This is a genomic window from Affinundibacterium nitidum (genome assembly GCF_014284155.1).
Classification (GTDB): Bacteria; Pseudomonadota; Gammaproteobacteria; order Burkholderiales; family Burkholderiaceae_D; genus Undibacterium; species Undibacterium nitidum.
In genome coordinates, this window is record NZ_JACOFZ010000009.1 from 69863 (window position 1) to 87570 (window position 17708).

The 17708-nt window shown below is 46.3% G+C and carries 14 protein-coding genes; 7 read left to right on the forward strand and 7 right to left on the reverse strand.

From position 1 onward, the window contains the following. The first annotated feature begins 52 nt into the window (after positions 1-52). Positions 53-943 carry a substrate-binding periplasmic protein gene (locus H8K36_RS16720; protein WP_186917657.1) on the forward strand — a complete coding sequence of 297 codons (891 nt, stop codon included), beginning with the start codon at positions 53-55 and terminating at the stop codon, positions 941-943. Positions 944-973: 30 nt separating this feature from the next. Here H8K36_RS16720 and H8K36_RS16725 read toward each other — a convergent pair whose 3' ends face one another. From H8K36_RS16725 to H8K36_RS16735, 3 genes are all read right to left on the reverse strand, one after another. Continuing rightward, a complete protein-coding gene (locus tag H8K36_RS16725) occupies positions 974-2275 on the reverse strand; it encodes a replication-associated recombination protein A (RefSeq protein WP_186917658.1) in 1302 nt (433 codons plus the stop codon). Next, a complete protein-coding gene (gene lolA, locus H8K36_RS16730) occupies positions 2275-2919 on the reverse strand; it encodes an outer membrane lipoprotein chaperone LolA (protein ID WP_230404752.1) in 645 nt (214 codons plus the stop codon). The genes H8K36_RS16725 and lolA overlap by 1 nt, the downstream gene beginning before the upstream one ends. Before the next feature lie 81 nt (positions 2920-3000). Then, positions 3001-5328, reverse strand: a complete 2328-nt coding sequence (locus tag H8K36_RS16735; RefSeq protein WP_186917660.1) for a DNA translocase FtsK — start codon at positions 5326-5328, stop codon at positions 3001-3003. 433 nt (positions 5329-5761) lie between these two features. Between H8K36_RS16735 and H8K36_RS16740 the strand changes: the two genes are divergently transcribed. The 4 genes from H8K36_RS16740 to H8K36_RS16755 all read left to right on the forward strand — a co-directional run bounded on the left by H8K36_RS16740 (position 5762) and on the right by H8K36_RS16755 (position 11417). Continuing rightward, the gene (locus H8K36_RS16740) at positions 5762-7549 is read left to right on the forward strand and encodes a pre-peptidase C-terminal domain-containing protein (protein ID WP_186917661.1); all 1788 of its coding nucleotides are present in this window, start codon (positions 5762-5764) and stop codon (positions 7547-7549) included. A gap of 220 nt (positions 7550-7769) precedes the next feature. Next, positions 7770-9461 carry an alpha-amylase family glycosyl hydrolase gene (locus tag H8K36_RS16745; RefSeq protein WP_186917662.1) on the forward strand — a complete coding sequence of 564 codons (1692 nt, stop codon included), beginning with the start codon at positions 7770-7772 and terminating at the stop codon, positions 9459-9461. A gap of 274 nt (positions 9462-9735) precedes the next feature. Continuing rightward, entirely contained in the window at positions 9736-10683 is a 948-nt protein-coding gene (gene trxB / locus H8K36_RS16750) for a thioredoxin-disulfide reductase (RefSeq protein WP_186917663.1), read from the forward strand. A gap of 98 nt (positions 10684-10781) precedes the next feature. Beyond that, positions 10782-11417 (forward strand): Smr/MutS family protein, encoded by a 636-nt coding sequence (locus tag H8K36_RS16755; RefSeq protein ID WP_186917664.1) that lies wholly within the window; start codon positions 10782-10784, stop codon positions 11415-11417. Here the strand turns inward: H8K36_RS16755 and H8K36_RS16760 are convergent. Both H8K36_RS16760 and H8K36_RS16765 read right to left on the reverse strand, forming a co-directional pair. Further along, a complete protein-coding gene (locus H8K36_RS16760; protein ID WP_186917665.1) occupies positions 11414-11752 on the reverse strand; it encodes a P-II family nitrogen regulator in 339 nt (112 codons plus the stop codon). The genes H8K36_RS16755 and H8K36_RS16760 overlap by 4 nt on opposite strands. Positions 11753-11789: 37 nt before the next feature. Continuing rightward, positions 11790-13403 (reverse strand): NAD+ synthase, encoded by a 1614-nt coding sequence (locus H8K36_RS16765; RefSeq protein ID WP_186917666.1) that lies wholly within the window; start codon positions 13401-13403, stop codon positions 11790-11792. A 17-nt stretch (positions 13404-13420) separates the two neighbouring features. Between H8K36_RS16765 and H8K36_RS16770 the strand changes: the two genes are divergently transcribed. After that, positions 13421-14566 (forward strand): GNAT family N-acetyltransferase, encoded by a 1146-nt coding sequence (locus H8K36_RS16770; protein WP_186917667.1) that lies wholly within the window; start codon positions 13421-13423, stop codon positions 14564-14566. Positions 14567-14750: 184 nt separating this feature from the next. Then, complete coding sequence (locus H8K36_RS16775) at positions 14751-15782, forward strand: serine/threonine protein kinase (RefSeq protein WP_186917668.1); 1032 nt, start codon at positions 14751-14753, stop codon at positions 15780-15782. A 63-nt stretch (positions 15783-15845) separates the two neighbouring features. Here the strand turns inward: H8K36_RS16775 and ppa are convergent, their stop codons facing one another. Next, positions 15846-16385, reverse strand: coding sequence for an inorganic diphosphatase (gene ppa / locus H8K36_RS16780; RefSeq protein WP_186917669.1), 540 nt, complete (start codon positions 16383-16385; stop codon positions 15846-15848). A 125-nt stretch (positions 16386-16510) separates the two neighbouring features. Beyond that, positions 16511-17707: a heme biosynthesis protein HemY gene (locus H8K36_RS16785; RefSeq protein ID WP_186917670.1), complete on the reverse strand. Its 1197-nt coding sequence runs from the start codon at positions 17705-17707 to the stop codon at positions 16511-16513. Position 17708: the final 1 nt, after the last annotated feature.

Sequence of the window (17708 nt, forward strand, 5' to 3'; positions counted from 1 at the left end):
AACAAACGTGCATATAGACAAAAATTCTGCACGAATAAGGGAGACATCAGTAATGCAAGAGTTCAAACGATACATGCATCAGAATTTGATGCTTTGCATCATGCTCTGCATGATCTTCGCCTTTACCTCGCCTTGCGCTGTGGCCAAAGAGAATTCACTGATTCGTTTCCCTAGACTCGATGTCAAAGCAGATCCGAATGAAGCTTACGTATTGGACTTGCTTCAGTTGATCTTGCAAAACACTCCCAAACGGTATGAATATAGTCCCACAAAATCTCGCATGTTACAGGGACGTGCTATTTACGAAATGACACGCGAGCATGGTGACGTCGACATGATTCTGACGATGACCACCGATGAACGTGAGAAGAAATTAATACCGATTCGCATTCCTGTCGACAAAGGATTAATCGGATGGCGTGTCGCCTTAATTTCGCCAAAAATCAAAGCTGACTTTAGTACCATACGTTCAATTGACGATTTACGTAAATTCACCGCTGGACAAGAACAAGATTGGCCCGACGTCGCCATCTTGAAAGCGAACAAATTACCGGTCACGACCTCGTCAAGTTTCGAACCATTATTTGGCATGTTGCAAGCAGGCCGTTTCGATTACTTCCCGCGTTCCATTTTCGAGGTATATGGCGAGTTATCTAACCATCAGGAATATGGCGTACATCTAGATCAAAATATCATCTTGCACTATCCAGCCGCCGTCTATTTTTTTGTCACGCCTCGACGTCCACAACTGGCGGAAGATTTTCGCATCGGCTTTGAAAAAGTTCTGGCGAATGGAAGTTTCGAAAAACTATTCTTAAAACACAATCAAGCATCAATAGGGAAGACGAACATTAAGCAGAGAACCGTCATCAAGCTTAACAATCCTCATCTGAATATCAACTCCTTGCCATTACAGCGAAGCGAGTTATGGTTTCAGCCCTAGGCGCAAGGATCTATCAACGATCAACAAGCATTAGCCCTGGGTATCCTGATCGAGTTGTCGCAGATAGGCTAACTTCTCCGCGATCTTAATTTCTAGACCTCTAGCGACTGGTTGATACCAACGCTGGCCTTCTAGACCATCTGGCAAATACGTTTCTCCTGCTGCATATGCATTAGGTTCATCATGGGCATAGCGATACAACTTGCCAAAGCCAAGTTCTTTCATTAACTTGGTTGGCGCATTACGAAGATGTTCCGGCACTACCCGAGATTTATCCTTGGCGACAAACGCTCGCGCTTCCTTATAGGCCATGTAGACCGCGTTCGATTTCGCCGCACAGGCCAAATACACCACCGCTTCTGCTAATGCTAATTCCCCCTCAGGCGAACCGAGGCGCTCATAAGTTTCAGCGGCATCAAGACTGATGCGTAACGCGCGTGGGTCGGCCAAACCTATATCTTCGCTGGCCATACGAATAATGCGACGTGCCAAGTAACGTGGATCAGTGCCACCGTCTAGCATACGCACCAGCCAATATAAAGCGGCATCAGGGTTAGACCCACGCACCGATTTATGCATAGCGGAGATCTGGTCATAAAATGCATCGCCGCCTTTATCGAAACGGCGCAAAGCATCGCCAAGACATTCGGCTAATAAAACAGGATCCACTTCACGTGTTTTTTTAACACCGGCAGCACGTGCAGTGATGTCGAGATTATTTAAGAGCTTGCGACCGTCACCATCCGCGCTAGCAATCAAGCTCGCTTTCGCCTCTATCGTAAATTGTAAACCGTCGAGTTCTCGGCTACATGCACGATCCACCATTTGTTCAAGATCGCTATCGGTCAAGGATTTCAGCACATACACTGCGGAACGTGAGAGCAACGCACTGTTCACTTCAAATGATGGATTCTCAGTCGTGGCACCAATAAAGGTAAATAGGCCACTCTCAACATGCGGCAAGAATGCGTCTTGTTGACTCTTATTAAAACGATGCACTTCATCAACGAACAAGATGGTTCTACGCTGTGAACTAGCGCGAATTAATTCCGCCTTTTCGACTGCATCGCGAATATCTTTTACGCCCGATAGCACCGCAGATAAAGCAATAAATTCCGCTTGAAAAGCTTGTGCCATTAATCGTGCAAGTGTCGTCTTTCCAACCCCAGGCGGCCCCCATAACAGCATAGAGTGAGGCTCACCCGATTCAAAGGCAACACGCAACGGTTTGCCGGGCCCAAGCAAGTGCTGTTGACCAATGACATCGTCAATACTGGCAGGACGCATACGCTCAGCCAAAGGCTGATGCGAAGTTAAATTCAAACCAAACATTATGGACGCAATACTTCAGCGCCTTGCGGCATGATGAACTTAAACTGATCGGCGGAAAAATTGGGATTGCGCTCGAAATTCTTTAAATTGATTAAGGAAATTTGGCCAAAAGTATCTCGCAACTCCATCCCCACTGGAAGACCATCTCTCATGCCGATGCTGATGGATTCGAACTGCGTATCTTTCGATTTTGGAATGGCTTCTAACCATTCGATACCTTGTTTCAAACCAGCGTCTTTCAATACGAAGTTTTTTTCTAGATCGACGCTACCAAACAAGATAGCAGCTGGACTTGAACCGATCGCATTACCCAAGGCTTTGATCGTGACTTGATTCAAATCTTTGTCGTACATATACAGCTTGTCACCATCCGCTTGCAACACCTGTTCATAAGGTTTTTCATAGGTCCAAATGAAACGACCTGGACGAGAAAATTTAAACGTGCCCGCTGAAGTTTTACCTAATTTCGCCGCTCCGTTCACCATTTTCACTTGTTGCTGCGAAAACTCGCCTTTCGCTGTCTTTGTATTCACCACGAATGATTTAAACTGCTCAATCGCAGAAGCATTTGCAAAATGACTGGTAAACAGAATGGCCGAAGCTAGAAGCGCTTTCACGGACCATGACGGAACAAATTTATTCATATGAGCATTCATGTAATTTCAAGATTGAATGTGTCAAAAGACACACCGCTACTGCTAGTAACGCAGCAGACAATAAAGCGTCTACTCCGAGTTACCAGCTGGGACTAAGATTTCACGATTTCCATTTGACTGCATGGTTGAGACGACCCCACTTGCTTCCATTTGCTCCAACAAACGTGCAGCGCGGTTGTAACCAATACGTAGATGCCTTTGCACCAAAGAAATCGAGGCACGACGATTTTTCAAGACGATAGCAACCGCTTGATCATACAAAGCATCTGCTTCACCACCACCTTCGGTCGCAGGCATACCATCAGCACCTTCTTCAAGTACACCGCCTTCAAGAATACCTTCGATGTAGTTAGGTTCGCCCTGTTCTTTCAAGTATTTGACGACTCGATGTACTTCATCATCAGAAACAAAAGCACCATGAACACGAACCGGCAAACCAGTACCTGGCGGCATGTATAGCATGTCACCCATCCCGAGCAAGGACTCAGCGCCCATTTGATCGAGAATCGTACGTGAATCAATCTTGCTGCTGACTTGGAAAGCGATACGCGTCGGAATATTGGCCTTGATCAAACCGGTAATCACATCGACCGAAGGTCGTTGCGTCGCTAAAATCAAATGCAAACCGGCGGCTCGCGCTTTTTGTGCAATACGGGCAATGAGCTCTTCCACTTTTTTACCAACGACCATCATCAAATCCGCCAATTCGTCGATGATAATAACGATCGTCGGCAATTTTTCTAATGGTTCAGGTGCATCCGGCGTTAAGCTAAATGGATTCGGAATATGTTCTTCACGCTTCGCCGCTTCCGCAATTTTGGCGTTGTAGCCAGCTAAATTTCGAACGCCGAGTTTCGACATCAATTTATAACGTCGCTCCATCTCGTTGACCGCCCAATTCAACGCATGCCCCGCCTGACGCATGTCCGTCACCACTGGCGCCAACAAATGCGGAATGCCCTCGTAGACCGACATTTCCAACATCTTAGGGTCGATCAAAATCATGCGAACATCGTTCGGGTCTGATTTATACAGCAAGGATAAGATAGTCGCGTTAATGCCGACCGACTTACCCGAGCCGGTAGTACCCGCTACCAACAGATGCGGCATCTTGGCTAAATCAGCGACGACTGCGTGTCCAGCAATGTCTTTACCCAAGGCCACTGACAAATTCGAATGACTATCGTTGTAGACTTTGGAACTTAAGATCTCTGTCAAACGGACGATCTGACGTTTAGGGTTGGGCAATTCTAAGCCCATATAATTCTTACCAGGAATGGTCTCAACCACGCGTATCGAAGTCAACGCAAATGAACGAGCGAGGTCACGCGCGAGGCCCACAATTTGGCTACCCTTGACTCCAGTCGCTGGTTCAATCTCATAGCGCGTGATGACGGGGCCAGGATAAGCCGCTATCACTTTCACTTCAACGCCAAAATCCGACAGCTTTTTCTCAATCAAACGGCTAGTGAACTCTAAGGTTTCTATACTTACCGTTTCTTGGCTAACAGGAGCATCGTCGAGCAAAGAAAGGGGCGGCAAATTCGTTTCTGGAATATCGTCAAATAGCGAAGTTTGACGCTCTTTCTCAATGCGCTCTGATTTTTGTACCGCAACCACTTGCGGCTCAATGCGGATCGGCGGTGCTTCAACGATTTTCGCGCGCTCCTGCACCACGGTAGATTCACGTTTGACAGCCGCAGTTTCACCTAAACGTCGATCTTCCCTATCGGTATATTTTTTGCGGATGAATTCAAAACTGGTCTCAAGCACCGTACCTGTATTTTCAGCAATCTGCCACCAAGAAAGATGAAAATACAAACTGACACCGACAGCAATCAGAAGCAGCAACAATAAGGTCGCTCCTGTAAATCCAAATGCAGCAAAACTTAGGTTGCCTATCAACTCTCCCAACACACCACCATGTGCGCCGGGTAAAGATACATTCATGTTGTACAAACGGAGTGATTCCAAGCCCATAAAACCGAACAAAATCAAACCAAAACCGATCAGCTTTATCATTTTTTCCAAATGATGAACGGGCTCATCATCTGCTTGGCCTATTTTGCTTTTTGCAACTCGTCGGTAATCATTCCAAACAAATCGAAACAAGGCCACACAGAACCACCAAGCAGAGAATCCGAAAATAAAGAAAGATAAGTCGGCGATATAGGCACCGAAACGACCACCAATATTGTGAAATTTTGCGACTTCAATCGCGCGCGACCATCCCGGGTCTAATTTCGAAAAACTTGCAAAAATCAGAATCAGGTAAAGGCAGCAAACAGCGAAAAACAACCACCGAGCTTCGCTCAGCAGCAGAACTAATCTGTTTGGCAATTGCACCGCAGGCGTGGCAGCACGACTGCGCTTATAAACTTCATTGGAATTTGTCATAGTCTTCAAGCATTACAGTTACCATGATTGTAGGGCAAAAGCCCTACTCAGCGCTATGAAATCAGGCTTTTCGTCTAATTTGAACTGTCATATCGGAAAAGCATACGGCAATTACCGAGAAATTAAATTTATTGCCGACATATAGACATTCAAAGCGGGACTAAACATCTTCTACAACATTTCTGCAACACAGCATAAAAAAACTTTGTATTTCTCGGAAGCTCGATTTATATTGCATGTAAATCGGTTTACATAAAACACAAAGATGTAAATATTTGAACATTTGCAATATTGCTTTAACGCATGTTCAGTCAATACACAAACAAAGACCGATCTAGCTAACGCAAGCCCAACCTAAGACTACCAAGAAAGATCCGAACGAGATCGGTCTAGGAAAGAAGTTTGCGCAACTAAACACTTGGAGGTTTGTAAATTGAATACACGTACTCTTATGAAGGGTGTCATCACTCTTTTCGCATCGCTTTGTTTTCAAACGAGTTTTGCCGCTTGCCTGACAAGCGAAAGCGAATCAAACAACACCGATACCACAGCCAACAAAGGACTATGCTCTGGAACGGCGGTCACTGGCAGCATTAGCTCAAGTACCGATTACGACTGGTATCGCATCGATTTAGTCGCAGGAGGCACAATCAGTATCAACTTAGCCCATGCAAGTGGCATTGATCTCGATTGGTATTTATACCCAGCAACAGGAAGCTATGTCACCTACAAATCGACAAGTAGCAACCCCGAAACAGGCAACTATATAGCGCCAGCCGCGGGAACCTACTACATCAGAGTAAAAAGTTATTCTGGATCAGGCGCGTATACCTTGACTGTTACCTACCCCGACGGAGGTACTGGCGGCAACACAGGAGGCGGCGATCCGACTACCCCACCAACCACTTCAGCAGTCACGGGAAAAGTCTGGTTAAATGGTGGCGCAATTTCGCAAACTAACACCGCGATTTTTGTGAGCGGTTTGCGTCAAGCAACTGGCAAAAATACGACTACACCCAATATCAATAGCACGACCAATTGCAGCACTGATTGGAACACCACACCATGCCCACGCGTGGCAATTATTACTGCAGCCGCTGTTAATCAGGCAGATGGTGTAGATAAATTCACCAACGACACTGCAACGGGAACTTGGTCTTACTACAATCTGTTCCAACGCCATGGTTTCTCACCAAAACACATTCTCAGCCATCACGATACATATGCCTCCAACTCAGGCAACACGAGCACCCAAGGACAAGCCAATATCGCAATTATCAATCAAGCTGATTTGGTCTATGTGATTGGCGGAGATCAGTCCCGCTTAGCAAGAACCTTTTTGAAGGATGACGGCAGCGACTCCCCTTTGATGGCAGCGATTCGTAGTCGTTACAATGCGGGCTCTTTGATTTATGCAGGTGATTCTGCAGGTACTGCAATTGCGCCAAGCACCTCCTACGGTGAAGGTATCAGCATTGGCTATTTGAATCAAAATACTCTGCGTTCAATTACACCTGCGAATTGCCCTTATACTGCACCTGCATCCGATGGCACGCCAGCACCAAGCTGCTTAACTCATCCAAGTAATGTTGACTACGGAACCAAAATCAAAGGTTTCGGTTTCATTCCAAATGCCAACGTTGACACTCACTTTGATAATCGGGCGAGTCGTTCTGGGCGCTTGGGTCGTATGATTGCAGCTCTGAAAAACATTGGCCCGACAGTCAGCTACGGCGTCGATCAAAATACAGCACTGTATGTGAATGGTGATGTAGCAACGGTTTATGGTGCGGGTGGTGTCTTCGTTGCCGAAGCAACCAGCAGCAATTTTGGTACAGGAACAAAATTTAGCGCGACTGCAGTTCGCCTGTCCTATCTCACCGCGGGTGACAGCTTCAAGTTCAGCGATCGTACGATCACTACGAGCAAAACCTATTTGATTGGCTCGACAAGTGCTCCTTACCAGTTTAGTACAACAGCCAATTCCAGCGACATCTTCGCGGTCGATGCAAATGGCCTAGGCAGTACAACGGCGACCTTCAGACACATGGCTGATCAAACTCCAACTTCCAGTACTGGCACTGCACCTTCAGACAGCTACAATCCAAGCTCGTTCACCCTCACCTTCAAACGTGATGGGCAAACACAATCCTACAAAAATGCGAGTGGAACCTATAGCGGCCCTTACACCATTAAAAAGGCTCTGATCGACATTAACTGAGTCAAATTGTTAGCCGCGATTGGGAGGTCATTGCCACCGAAGTGGCGACTACAAAGCTCACAACAAAAAGCGACCTTCTGGTCGCTTTTTTGTCTAATAAAATGTAGTTTTATTACATCAAAGCGCTTTGAATTGACGTAAACAGATTATTATTAAGAAAATTTGCAACAAAAATCATGATTAGGCATTTTCTTTGTAACTAAAATACAGGTCAGCTCGTATGAAAAAGCGCACGTCCACCATTCTCCGTCCCACCCTACTCAGTCTCAGTTTGTGTTTGTTTTTGAACGCCTGCGGAGGCGGCGGGGGCAGTTCTCCTCCTGTCGCTATTACGCCAAATCCTAACCCAGGCACAGGTACCACCACGCCAACTCCAGAAACACCAAGCGCAAATCTCCCTGCGGTCGACATCAGTGCTATTAGCAAGCAAGATCCTGGCAGCACATTGAGTGCCGATTGGAGCAAAGGCGTGTTCATGGAAATTTATGTACGCGGCTACAAAGACAGTAATGGCGATGGTATTGGTGATTTGCGCGGCGTTATTCAAAGCCTTGATTACCTCAAAGATCTCGGCATTACTGGCATATGGTTGATGCCGGTGACCAAAAGCGAAGATAAGGACCATGGCTATGCCGTCAAAGATTATCGCGACATTGAAAGTGATTATGGCAATTTGGCTGACCTCGACGAACTGTTAAAGCAAGCCCATGCACGTGGCATTGGTGTCATTCTCGACTACGTGATGAATCACAGTGCCAACACTCATCCCATGTTTGTTAACTCCGCAGATACTACGACCAATACCTATCGCTCTTGGTATGTGTGGAAGGATACGGCACCCACAGGATGGAATATTTTCGGCGCGAACCCTTGGTACAACACCAAGAATGGCGCTTACTTCGCAGCCTTCTATTCCGGCATGCCCGACTTCAATTTAAGCAATCAAACAGTCGTTGATTTTCACCAAAACAATCTGCGTTTCTGGCTCAATCGAGGTGTTGATGGCTTTCGTTTTGACGCTGTTGGCAACCTGATCGAAAATAACGCTGGCGCGTGGGAAAGCCAACCCGAAAGTGTCAGTCTGATGGGTAAAGTGCAGCAGAATATAATGCAATACGACAAACGCTTCATCGTATGTGAAGCACCGGGCAATCCTTTACTGTACGCAGCAAGTAACTCTTGCGGCAATGCTTTCGCCTTCAAACATAACTATGACATCGTCAATGCCGCCAAAGGACAAAGCAGCGCGATCCAAGCGGTCGCAAACTATTTCCCAAATGCGCCACTATCGATCGCAACCATGGTATCTAACCATGATGAATTCGCTGGCGCTCGCTTATGGGATCAAGTCGGCGGAGACTTGAGTCAATACCGTCTTGCAGCTGCGACCTACTTACTACAACCTGGAACGCCATTTATCTACTACGGTGAAGAGATCGGACTAGCGGGCGCTGCTAACCTCAGCGGTGACGCCAAATTGCGTACACCGATGAGTTGGACTGCTAGTACCAGCAATGCAGGATTTACCACCGGCACACCGTTTCGCGCACTCTCAGGTAACGTAGCAAGCCAAAACGTCGCCAGCCAGGCAGGCAATCCTGATTCCTTATTGAACTTTTACAAGAGCTTGATCAGTCTACGTAAACAACGTCCATCATTAAGCCAAGGGAATTACCAAAACCCGAGCACCAGTAGTAATGTGATGAGTTTCGAGCGTCAATTAGGAAGTGAGCGCAGCATTGTAGTCATCAATTACAACAATAGTAGCAGCTCAACGATTATCCGCGGGCTTCCTGCAAACGCAACACTGACACCACTTTTCCCTGCAGGTACCAGCATCACTGCGGATAACAATGGCATCGCCACGATTAATCTCGGCGCTCGCGGTATCTTTGTGGCCGACATCAAATAAGATTGCATTATCAAAATAAGTAGATTGATACACATTCAAAAATTGACTACGTCTAGCTAATTCGCCAAGCGTAGTCAATTGCATTCCCACCATTTCGTTGGTTCCTTGAGCTGAATAAAGTCAAGTCAACGCAAATCTGGGATAATCCCCTCTTTGATTATTTCATCGCTTGATTTATTGACCAAATGCTCCATCTGCAGAGTTCTTGGACAATACACTAACGTTGAATTGTGCTCACACTGACGGTATTGTCGACTTTTTTATCGGAAACATTATGTCCACTACAGCTAAACACGCCCATGTCTTGATCCTTGGCTCTGGCCCCGCAGGTTATTCTGCAGCGGTGTATGCAGCTCGCGCCAACCTCAAACCTGTTCTGATCACAGGCGTAGAACAAGGCGGCCAGCTCATGACTACTACTGACGTTGAAAACTGGCCTGCAGATCCAAATGGCGTGCAAGGTCCAGAGTTGATGCAGCGCTTCTTGGAACATGCCGAACGTTTCAATACTGAGATTATCTTTGACTATATTCACACAGCAAAATTGACTGAGAAACCAATTCGCTTGATCGGCGACCAAGCTGAATACACTTGCGATTCTTTGATTATTGCGACAGGTGCGTCGGCACAATACTTAGGCTTACCTTCAGAGGAAGCGTTTATGGGCAAAGGCGTATCTGCCTGCGCCACTTGTGACGGCTTCTTCTACCGCGGCAAAGAAGTTGCAGTAGTTGGTGGCGGCAACACTGCCGTTGAAGAGGCATTGTATTTGTCCAATATCGCGAGCAAAGTGACTGTGGTTCACCGCCGCGACAAATTCCGCGCAGAAGCGATTTTGATTGATCGTTTAATGGCAAAAGTTGCTGAAGGCAAAGTCGAAATCAAATGGAATCACACTTTAGATGAAGTCACTGGCGATGATTCTGGCGTCACAGGTATTAATATCAAATCTGCGGATGGCATGGTGAGCTCTGTGCCATTACATGGTGTTTTCATCGCCATCGGACACAAGCCTAACACCGGTATTTTTGATGGGCAGTTAGAAATGAAAAACGGCTACATCATTACCAAAATGGGTAACGAAGGCATGGCAACCGCAACCAATATCCCTGGGGTATTTGCGGCGGGTGACGTGCAAGACCATATCTATCGCCAGGCAATCACGAGCGCTGGTACAGGTTGTATGGCTGCATTGGATGCACAGCGCTTCCTCGAAGGCTAAGCAAAACAATTGCCTTATGAAGTCTTGTGTGCAAAAGAAAACTGCGCACAGGACTCACATCACTTCTCTCCCTAACCAGCAAATATCATGGCAAATCGATGAAAACTTTTGCTGAATTACAAGACGTCGCCAAACAACTCAAGCTGCAACAAGAGCAACGGGCAAAAGCCGAAGCCGAGCGACTCGCCCGTGAGAAACAAGCTGCAATTGAAGCGAATATTTTTCGGAACACGGTCGGTGAAGTGCAGGCATTGAAATCAAAAAGTGTCGACAAACATCATCCACAACCGAAGAAACCTGCACCTATTCCCTACAAACACATAGAAGACGAACGCGCGGCTTTTCAGGAATCGATCTCTGATGAATTTGATGCTGGAAGCTTGCTCGACTCAGATGAAAATTTGAGTTACACCAGGCCTGGAGTTGGCATCGATGTCGCCAAGAAATTACGACAAGGGGCATGGACAATACAAGCGCAGCTCGATCTGCATGGAATGCGGCGAGATCAAGCGCGCGACAACCTTGGGGAATTTATTCGCCGTTGTGTACGTAGCGGTTTTCGCTGTGTACGTGTAATTCACGGCAAGGGTCTTGGATCAGTGAATAAAGAACCGGTTCTCAAAAACAAAGTTCGCAATTGGTTGATACAAAAAGAAGAAGTCATCGCCTTTAGCCAAGCCACCGCTGCTGATGGTGGCTCGGGTGCTTTGATCGTCTTACTGCGTTCCAGTTAAACCGCTTCTGGCCCCGTCTCACCGGTGCGGATACGGATTACTTGCTCAACATTCTGCACAAAAATCTTACCATCACCGATCTTGCCGGTATGAGCTGCTTTAATGATGGCGTCAACGACGTCATCACAAACTTTGTCGTCAACCACGACTTCGACTTTAATTTTCGGTAAGAAGTCGACCACATATTCGGCACCACGATACAGCTCAGTGTGCCCTTTTTGCCGGCCAAAACCTTTGACCTCTGTTACCGTTAAACCAGTTACACCGACATCCGCCAAACCTTCTCTCACTTCGTCTAGTTTAAAGGGCTTAATAATTGCAGTAATTTGTTTCATAAAATTGTCCGTCCCTATCGTTTATTTTAAATAATACTTAATCTCTGAATTTCGACGTAATTGGATAACGCCAATCTCGACCAAATGCGCGGTGCGTAATGCGAATTCCTACAGGTGCTTGCCGACGTTTGTATTCGTTAATTTTAATCAATCGCGTAATTCTTTCAACATCAGCCTCACTGTATCCGGCCGCAACAATCTCAGCACGCGATTGATTTTCTTCCATATAGCGTTGCATGATGCCATCCAGAATATCGTAGGGGGGAAGACTATCTTGATCTTTTTGATCTGGGCGCAATTCTGCAGACGGTGGACGCGTAATAATGCGTTCAGGAATGACGTCTGAAACCGAATTACGGTAAGCACACAATCGATACACCATCGTTTTCGCGATGTCCTTGATCACCGCAAAACCGCCAGCCATGTCACCATACAGAGTGCAATACCCTACCGCCATTTCACTCTTATTACCGGTCGTCAGGACAATAGATCCATACTTGTTTGACATGGCCATCAAAATAGTGCCCCGAATACGCGCTTGAATATTCTCTTCGGTTGTATCTTCCTTCAAACCTGCAAACTCTTCACTCAAAGTATTGCGGAACGCAGTAAAGCATTCGTTAATGGAAATCTCGTCATAACGAACGCCTATGCGTTTTACCATCTCACGAGAATCAATCCAAGAAATGTCTGCTGTATAAGGTGAAGGCATCATCACTGCCCGTACTTTATCCGCCCCCAAAGCATCGACAGCGATTGCCAGTGTCAAAGCAGAATCGACACCACCAGAAAAACCTATTAATACTGATGGAAATCCATTCTTCGTGACGTAATCTCGCACACCCAACACCAATGCTTGATAAATCTGCGCTTCGGTGGAAAGTGTAGGTTCGCAACGAGTTTGCTGAGGTACACCATCGATAAAATCGATAAAATCCAATTGCTCTTCGCAATGCTTCATTTGCAGCATACAACGCCCGTCTTTATCCAAAACAAAAGAGTTACCATCAAAGATCAACTCATCTTGCCCGCCTAAAAGATTGGCATAAACGATGCTCATTTCAGCAGCACATACATGATTTCGCATCACATCAAATCGCAGCTGTTCTTTGTTCAGATGGAATGGGGAGCCATTTGGCACTAACAGCACTTGAGCACCCGCTTCTCGCGCCTGCAACGGCGCGCCAGCAGTCCATGTATCCTCACAAATATTGATACCGAAGCGCGTGCCTTTGACGTCAATAACAACTGGCTGATTGCCAGCTTCAAAATAGCGTTTTTCGTCAAACACCATATCGTTCGGAAGAGCATGCTTACAATAGCTGGCTAACACGCTACCATTCAACAAAACTGAAACCGCGTTATAGTGTGCGTCAGCGACTTGATGGGGATGTCCAACCAAAACATGCAAACCAGGGAATTCAGCGAGTTCATTTGCTAAAGTCGATAAAGCCAATGCCGACTGAACGTAAAAGCCGGCTCGCAATAACAGATCTTCGGGAGGATAGCCGACCAAGGACAATTCAGGTGTGACCAAAATATCGGCCCCTGCAGCGTGAGCTTGGCGGGCGAGATCACGAATTTTGGTGGCATTGCCAGTGAGATCACCGACAATGCTATTCATTTGCGCAATAGCAACTTTAACAGTCATACGTTTTACCGAAAGCTATGGATTCTGAAGACCTACATTATCGCATGCAGCTGCTTGATTCTCTATCAGAGATTCGACAACAAGATTGGGACAAGCTGGTTACGCAGCAAAATGCGGGCAACCCATTCTTGAGTTACGCTTTTCTATCAGCGTTGGAAACTTCTGGCTCCGCTTCCTCTGATACAGGCTGGACTTGCCGTTTCCTTTGCCTCTGGAGAGATGAAGAACTTGCTGCCGCCCTGCCCTTGTACGAAAAGATGCATTCTTACGGTGAGTACGTATTCGACTGGGCCTGGGCCAATGCCTATCGCCAACACGGTTTGGACTATTATCCTAAACTCCTCTCAGCGATACCTTTCACACCAGTCAGCGGTAATCGTCTGCTCGCACTCGATGACGCGGCTCGACTCGGTCTGATTCAAGCAATCCAACACATTAGCCAACTCAATCTCTATTCATCTACACACATTCTGTTCTTGCCACAAGAAGAAGCAATGCAAATGGAAAAAAACGGATTTCTACTGCGGGAAGGTGTGCAATTTCACTGGCAGAATCAAGGATATAAAGACTTTGAAGATTTCTTAACGCACCTCGAGTTTAAAAAACGGAAAAACATTCGCGCTGAAAGGCGTAAAGTGCAAGAAGCAGGCATCACTTTCAGACATCTCGAGGGCGATCAAATCCAAGGCGAAGATTGGGAGTTTTTTAAGACCTGCTATGACAATACCTATGCACAACACCACTCCTCGCCCTACTTGAATCTCGAATTTTTTCTAAAAATCGGGCAGACAATGCCAGATCAAATTCATCTAATTTTGGCCTACCGAAACAAGAATCCGATCGCCGCATCCCTCTTGATACACGATGAGAACGTGCTTTTTGGCCGCTACTGGGGCTGCACCGAGTACATTCCTTGTCTACACTTCGAGACCGCCTATTATCAAGCCCTAGAATTTTGCATCAAGAAAGGTATCCAGCGTTTTGAGGGGGGCGCACAAGGTGAGCACAAAATGGCCCGTGGTTTTTTGCCCCATACCACTTACTCCACACACTACTTGCAAGAGCCTATGTTTTATGACGCTGTCGCAGATTTCTTGCGTCGAGAGAAACATGGCATCACCGAATACATTGACGAACTGAACGAGCATTCTCCGTTTAAATAAGTAAAAGCAATCTTTTCTGTCAAAAAGCGCGCATTTGCAACATAAATTTAAGCAAAAGCTAACACCACTTCTTTAATTACTGTTAAATCCTTTAGAATGTGCAGATGCAAAAGAGCGCTATCAATTGAACAATAAAAATAAAGAGTCAATTTGATTCCAAATTAACACCAATACCCCAAAGACAATGATTCAAAACCACCACTTATCGAACGCTGCAGCGCAAGTAAAGGCACCAATGCGTCGCATTGGTCGTTTCACTATTACCGATAAGCTTGGAAGTGGCTCTAATGGGAACGTCATGCTCGGCCACGATCCTGTGATTGATCGCCCAGTAGCCATCAAGATATTGAATAACCCAGGCGGCACAGCTGATAAGAAACAACGTGAACAGCAGTTCATAAATGAAGCAAGAGCGGCAGGTCGACTCTCGCATCCCAATATCGTCACCATTTATGACGCATCCACCGAAGGCGGCACTACCTTCATCGCCATGGAATTCTTGCAAGGTAAGGATCTACGTGAGCTAATGTCAAATGGCAAACGTTTCGATGCGATGGAAGCTGCAAGCATTGCCTATAAGGTCGCGAACGCTCTTGCATTTGCCCATAATCAGGGTGTCATCCATCGGGATATCAAGCCTGCCAATATTTTCTTGGTTGAGAATAATCAACCAAAGGTGGTGGACTTTGGGATCGCTAGGGTGCCAAATCGTACACTTGACGAAAACGGACAACCTCAAACCTTGTTCAAAAATAATATTATGGGGACACCAAACTACATGTCCCCAGAACAAGCCTCAAGCCAACCTGTCACTGCGCTTACTGATGTTTACTCACTTGGTGCGACACTCTACGAAATGCTGACGAACCAAAAACCGTTTTCAGCATCCGATTTTGACAAGCTGCTGTATAACATTGCGCGTAAGACACCGAAATCACCGGATTTGGTCAATCCTGAGGTACCCGAAAAACTGGCCCACATCGTGATGAAAGCGATGCAAAAAAAACCGCATCGACGCTATAAGAGCGCCGCGGAAATGGCCCTTGCTTTAAACAAATTCTTAGCAAAAGAAAAACGTGAGCGTCGCAAGTCTGGGACAGCAAATGTAATCAGTAAAACCACAAGCGAGATCAGTGAAAAAAGCGCATTATTCTGGCTCGGCTGGGCAAGTTTTATCATTGCCTCGATCCTGGTCGTATTGGCTTTCCAAAAATAAGACTCACGAAATTCGCGCCCAACAAAAAAGGCACCTTTCGGTGCCTTTTTTGTTGGGAAGCAATTAAGCTTGTTGAGATTTCTTATAGTTCTCAACGCCCGCTAAGATCTCGGCACGTGCATCATCAGGGCCGCCCCAGCCATCAACTTTCACCCACTTGCCTTTTTCGAGGTCTTTGTAGTGTTCGAAGAAATGCTGAATTTGGCGTAAACGCAATTCGTTCATATCTTCCGGTTTTTGCCAGTGCTGGTAAATTGGGAGAATCTTATCGATAGGTACTGCTAGAACTTTACCATCTGCACCGGCTTCATCGTGCATATTCAGAATACCGATAGGACGGCAACGCACAACTACGCCTGGAATCAACGGGAATGGGGTAATGACCAATACGTCAACAGGATCACCATCACCAGAAATAGTGTCTGGTACATAACCGTAGTTACATGGATAGTGCATCGCCGTGCCCATAAAGCGGTCAACAAAAATCGCACCGCTTTCTTTATCCACTTCATACTTGATCGGATCGGCATTCATAGGAATTTCGATGATCACGTTAAAATCGTTTGGCAAATCGCGTCCAGCAGGGACTTTATTTAAACTCATAATGCACTTTCAAAGTAAATCGAACAGAATCAGTCAGGAATACGTGATTATAACGATTTTTAGAGGTGTTTGGTGCAATGCAGCAGGATCAATGCAGCCTCACACCAATTCCGTAGAGCACTCGCCTACAGTGTCGTAGCGATCGCACATTGACGGTAGTATTTGGCGGCAGCCGCCTCCTGCCCAATCGTTTCATGCAGACGTGCCAAACTCAAATTCGATTCACGTATGGTTCGTGGCTCTTGACTATGTGCTAAGGCATCTTCCATATGCACTTGCGCTTTACCCCAAAGCTTTTGATTAAAACAAAGGACACCCAAAGTTAGTTCTAATTCGGCGTTCTTCGGATGATCATTTAACCAAGTTTCGCAATTCTCAATTTGCGAGCGTAGAGCGGCGGAGCCTTCAGGAGCCGAAGCCTCCCGATATACTCGTAATAGTCGGTTATCCCACTCTTCGATGAGTGATTTTTCAACGATACTACGAGCGTCCTCCGTCAACTGACACTTAGTAAATGCGGCAGCGGCTGTCAAAGCAATGTAACGATTCTTACGTTCAGCAGCAGGAACCTCATTCCATACACGACGCAAAGATTCTGGATCATGACCGTGTTCTTTGAGCAAAGCTTCATAGGCCATCTCGCGCAAACGTCCAGCTAATGCGGGATGAATTGCATGATTTTTCTCCAAAGTTCGCACCAGCTTGACGACTTCTGCCCATTGCTTAGCCTGTTGATTTGCCTTCAATGCCCAACGCAAAACTTGAATATGACGCTTCCCTCTCGCATTCAATTCTCGCACGGCATCTAGGGCTTGATCAGCCTTATGCTCATCGACAAAAAGCTCTGTCATTGTCACCAAACGAGCTGTTTTGTAGGCGCTATCATCTTCAATGCGTGCGAACCAAGCATTGCGACGCTCAAATTGAGTCATGTGATGTGCGGCACGAGCACCAATTAATGCACTCAAAGCTGCGTTATCAGGAAGGTCTACCGCTTTCAACGCAGATTTCTCAGCGTGTCCAAAACGTCCTTCGAACAAGGCTTTCAACGCTTCTCGCAAAGCTTTATTACTTTCACGCTCACGTTTCGCTTGCCGATATTCGGCTACTTTTGCAGGCATATCCATGGTCACGACGAAAGTGCGAACCAAGAAATACAAGATAAAGAACAGGATACCCAGCAGCACTAAAAAAACATTGAGTGACATATCAATCCGCGTTGGCGGATAGAAGAACACCACGTTACCTGGATTAAAACGACCACCAATAGCAATCCCTGCCGCCAAGGCAAATAGGATAAGGATTCGAATAAAAATGCGCATG

Bases quoted from the DNA above. Each gene is read 5' to 3' on its own strand.
- trxB (WP_186917663.1), top strand. From the start codon at position 9,736: ATGTCCACTACAGCTAAACACGCCCATGTCTTGATCCTTGGCTCTGGC.
- H8K36_RS16725 (WP_186917658.1), bottom strand. From the start codon at position 2,275: ATGTTTGGTTTGAATTTAACTTCGCATCAGCCTTTGGCTGAGCGTATG.
- H8K36_RS16785 (WP_186917670.1), bottom strand. From the start codon at position 17,707: ATGCGCATTTTTATTCGAATCCTTATCCTATTTGCCTTGGCGGCAGGG.
- ppa (WP_186917669.1), bottom strand. From the start codon at position 16,385: ATGAGTTTAAATAAAGTCCCTGCTGGACGCGATTTGCCAAACGATTTT.
- lolA (WP_230404752.1), bottom strand. From the start codon at position 2,919: ATGAATAAATTTGTTCCGTCATGGTCCGTGAAAGCGCTTCTAGCTTCG.
- H8K36_RS16765 (WP_186917666.1), bottom strand. From the start codon at position 13,403: ATGACTGTTAAAGTTGCTATTGCGCAAATGAATAGCATTGTCGGTGAT.
- H8K36_RS16745 (WP_186917662.1), top strand. From the start codon at position 7,770: ATGAAAAAGCGCACGTCCACCATTCTCCGTCCCACCCTACTCAGTCTC.
- H8K36_RS16775 (WP_186917668.1), top strand. From the start codon at position 14,751: ATGATTCAAAACCACCACTTATCGAACGCTGCAGCGCAAGTAAAGGCA.
- H8K36_RS16755 (WP_186917664.1), top strand. From the start codon at position 10,782: ATGAAAACTTTTGCTGAATTACAAGACGTCGCCAAACAACTCAAGCTG.
- H8K36_RS16735 (WP_186917660.1), bottom strand. From the start codon at position 5,328: ATGACAAATTCCAATGAAGTTTATAAGCGCAGTCGTGCTGCCACGCCT.
- H8K36_RS16770 (WP_186917667.1), top strand. From the start codon at position 13,421: ATGGATTCTGAAGACCTACATTATCGCATGCAGCTGCTTGATTCTCTA.
- H8K36_RS16760 (WP_186917665.1), bottom strand. From the start codon at position 11,752: ATGAAACAAATTACTGCAATTATTAAGCCCTTTAAACTAGACGAAGTG.
- H8K36_RS16720 (WP_186917657.1), top strand. From the start codon at position 53: ATGCAAGAGTTCAAACGATACATGCATCAGAATTTGATGCTTTGCATC.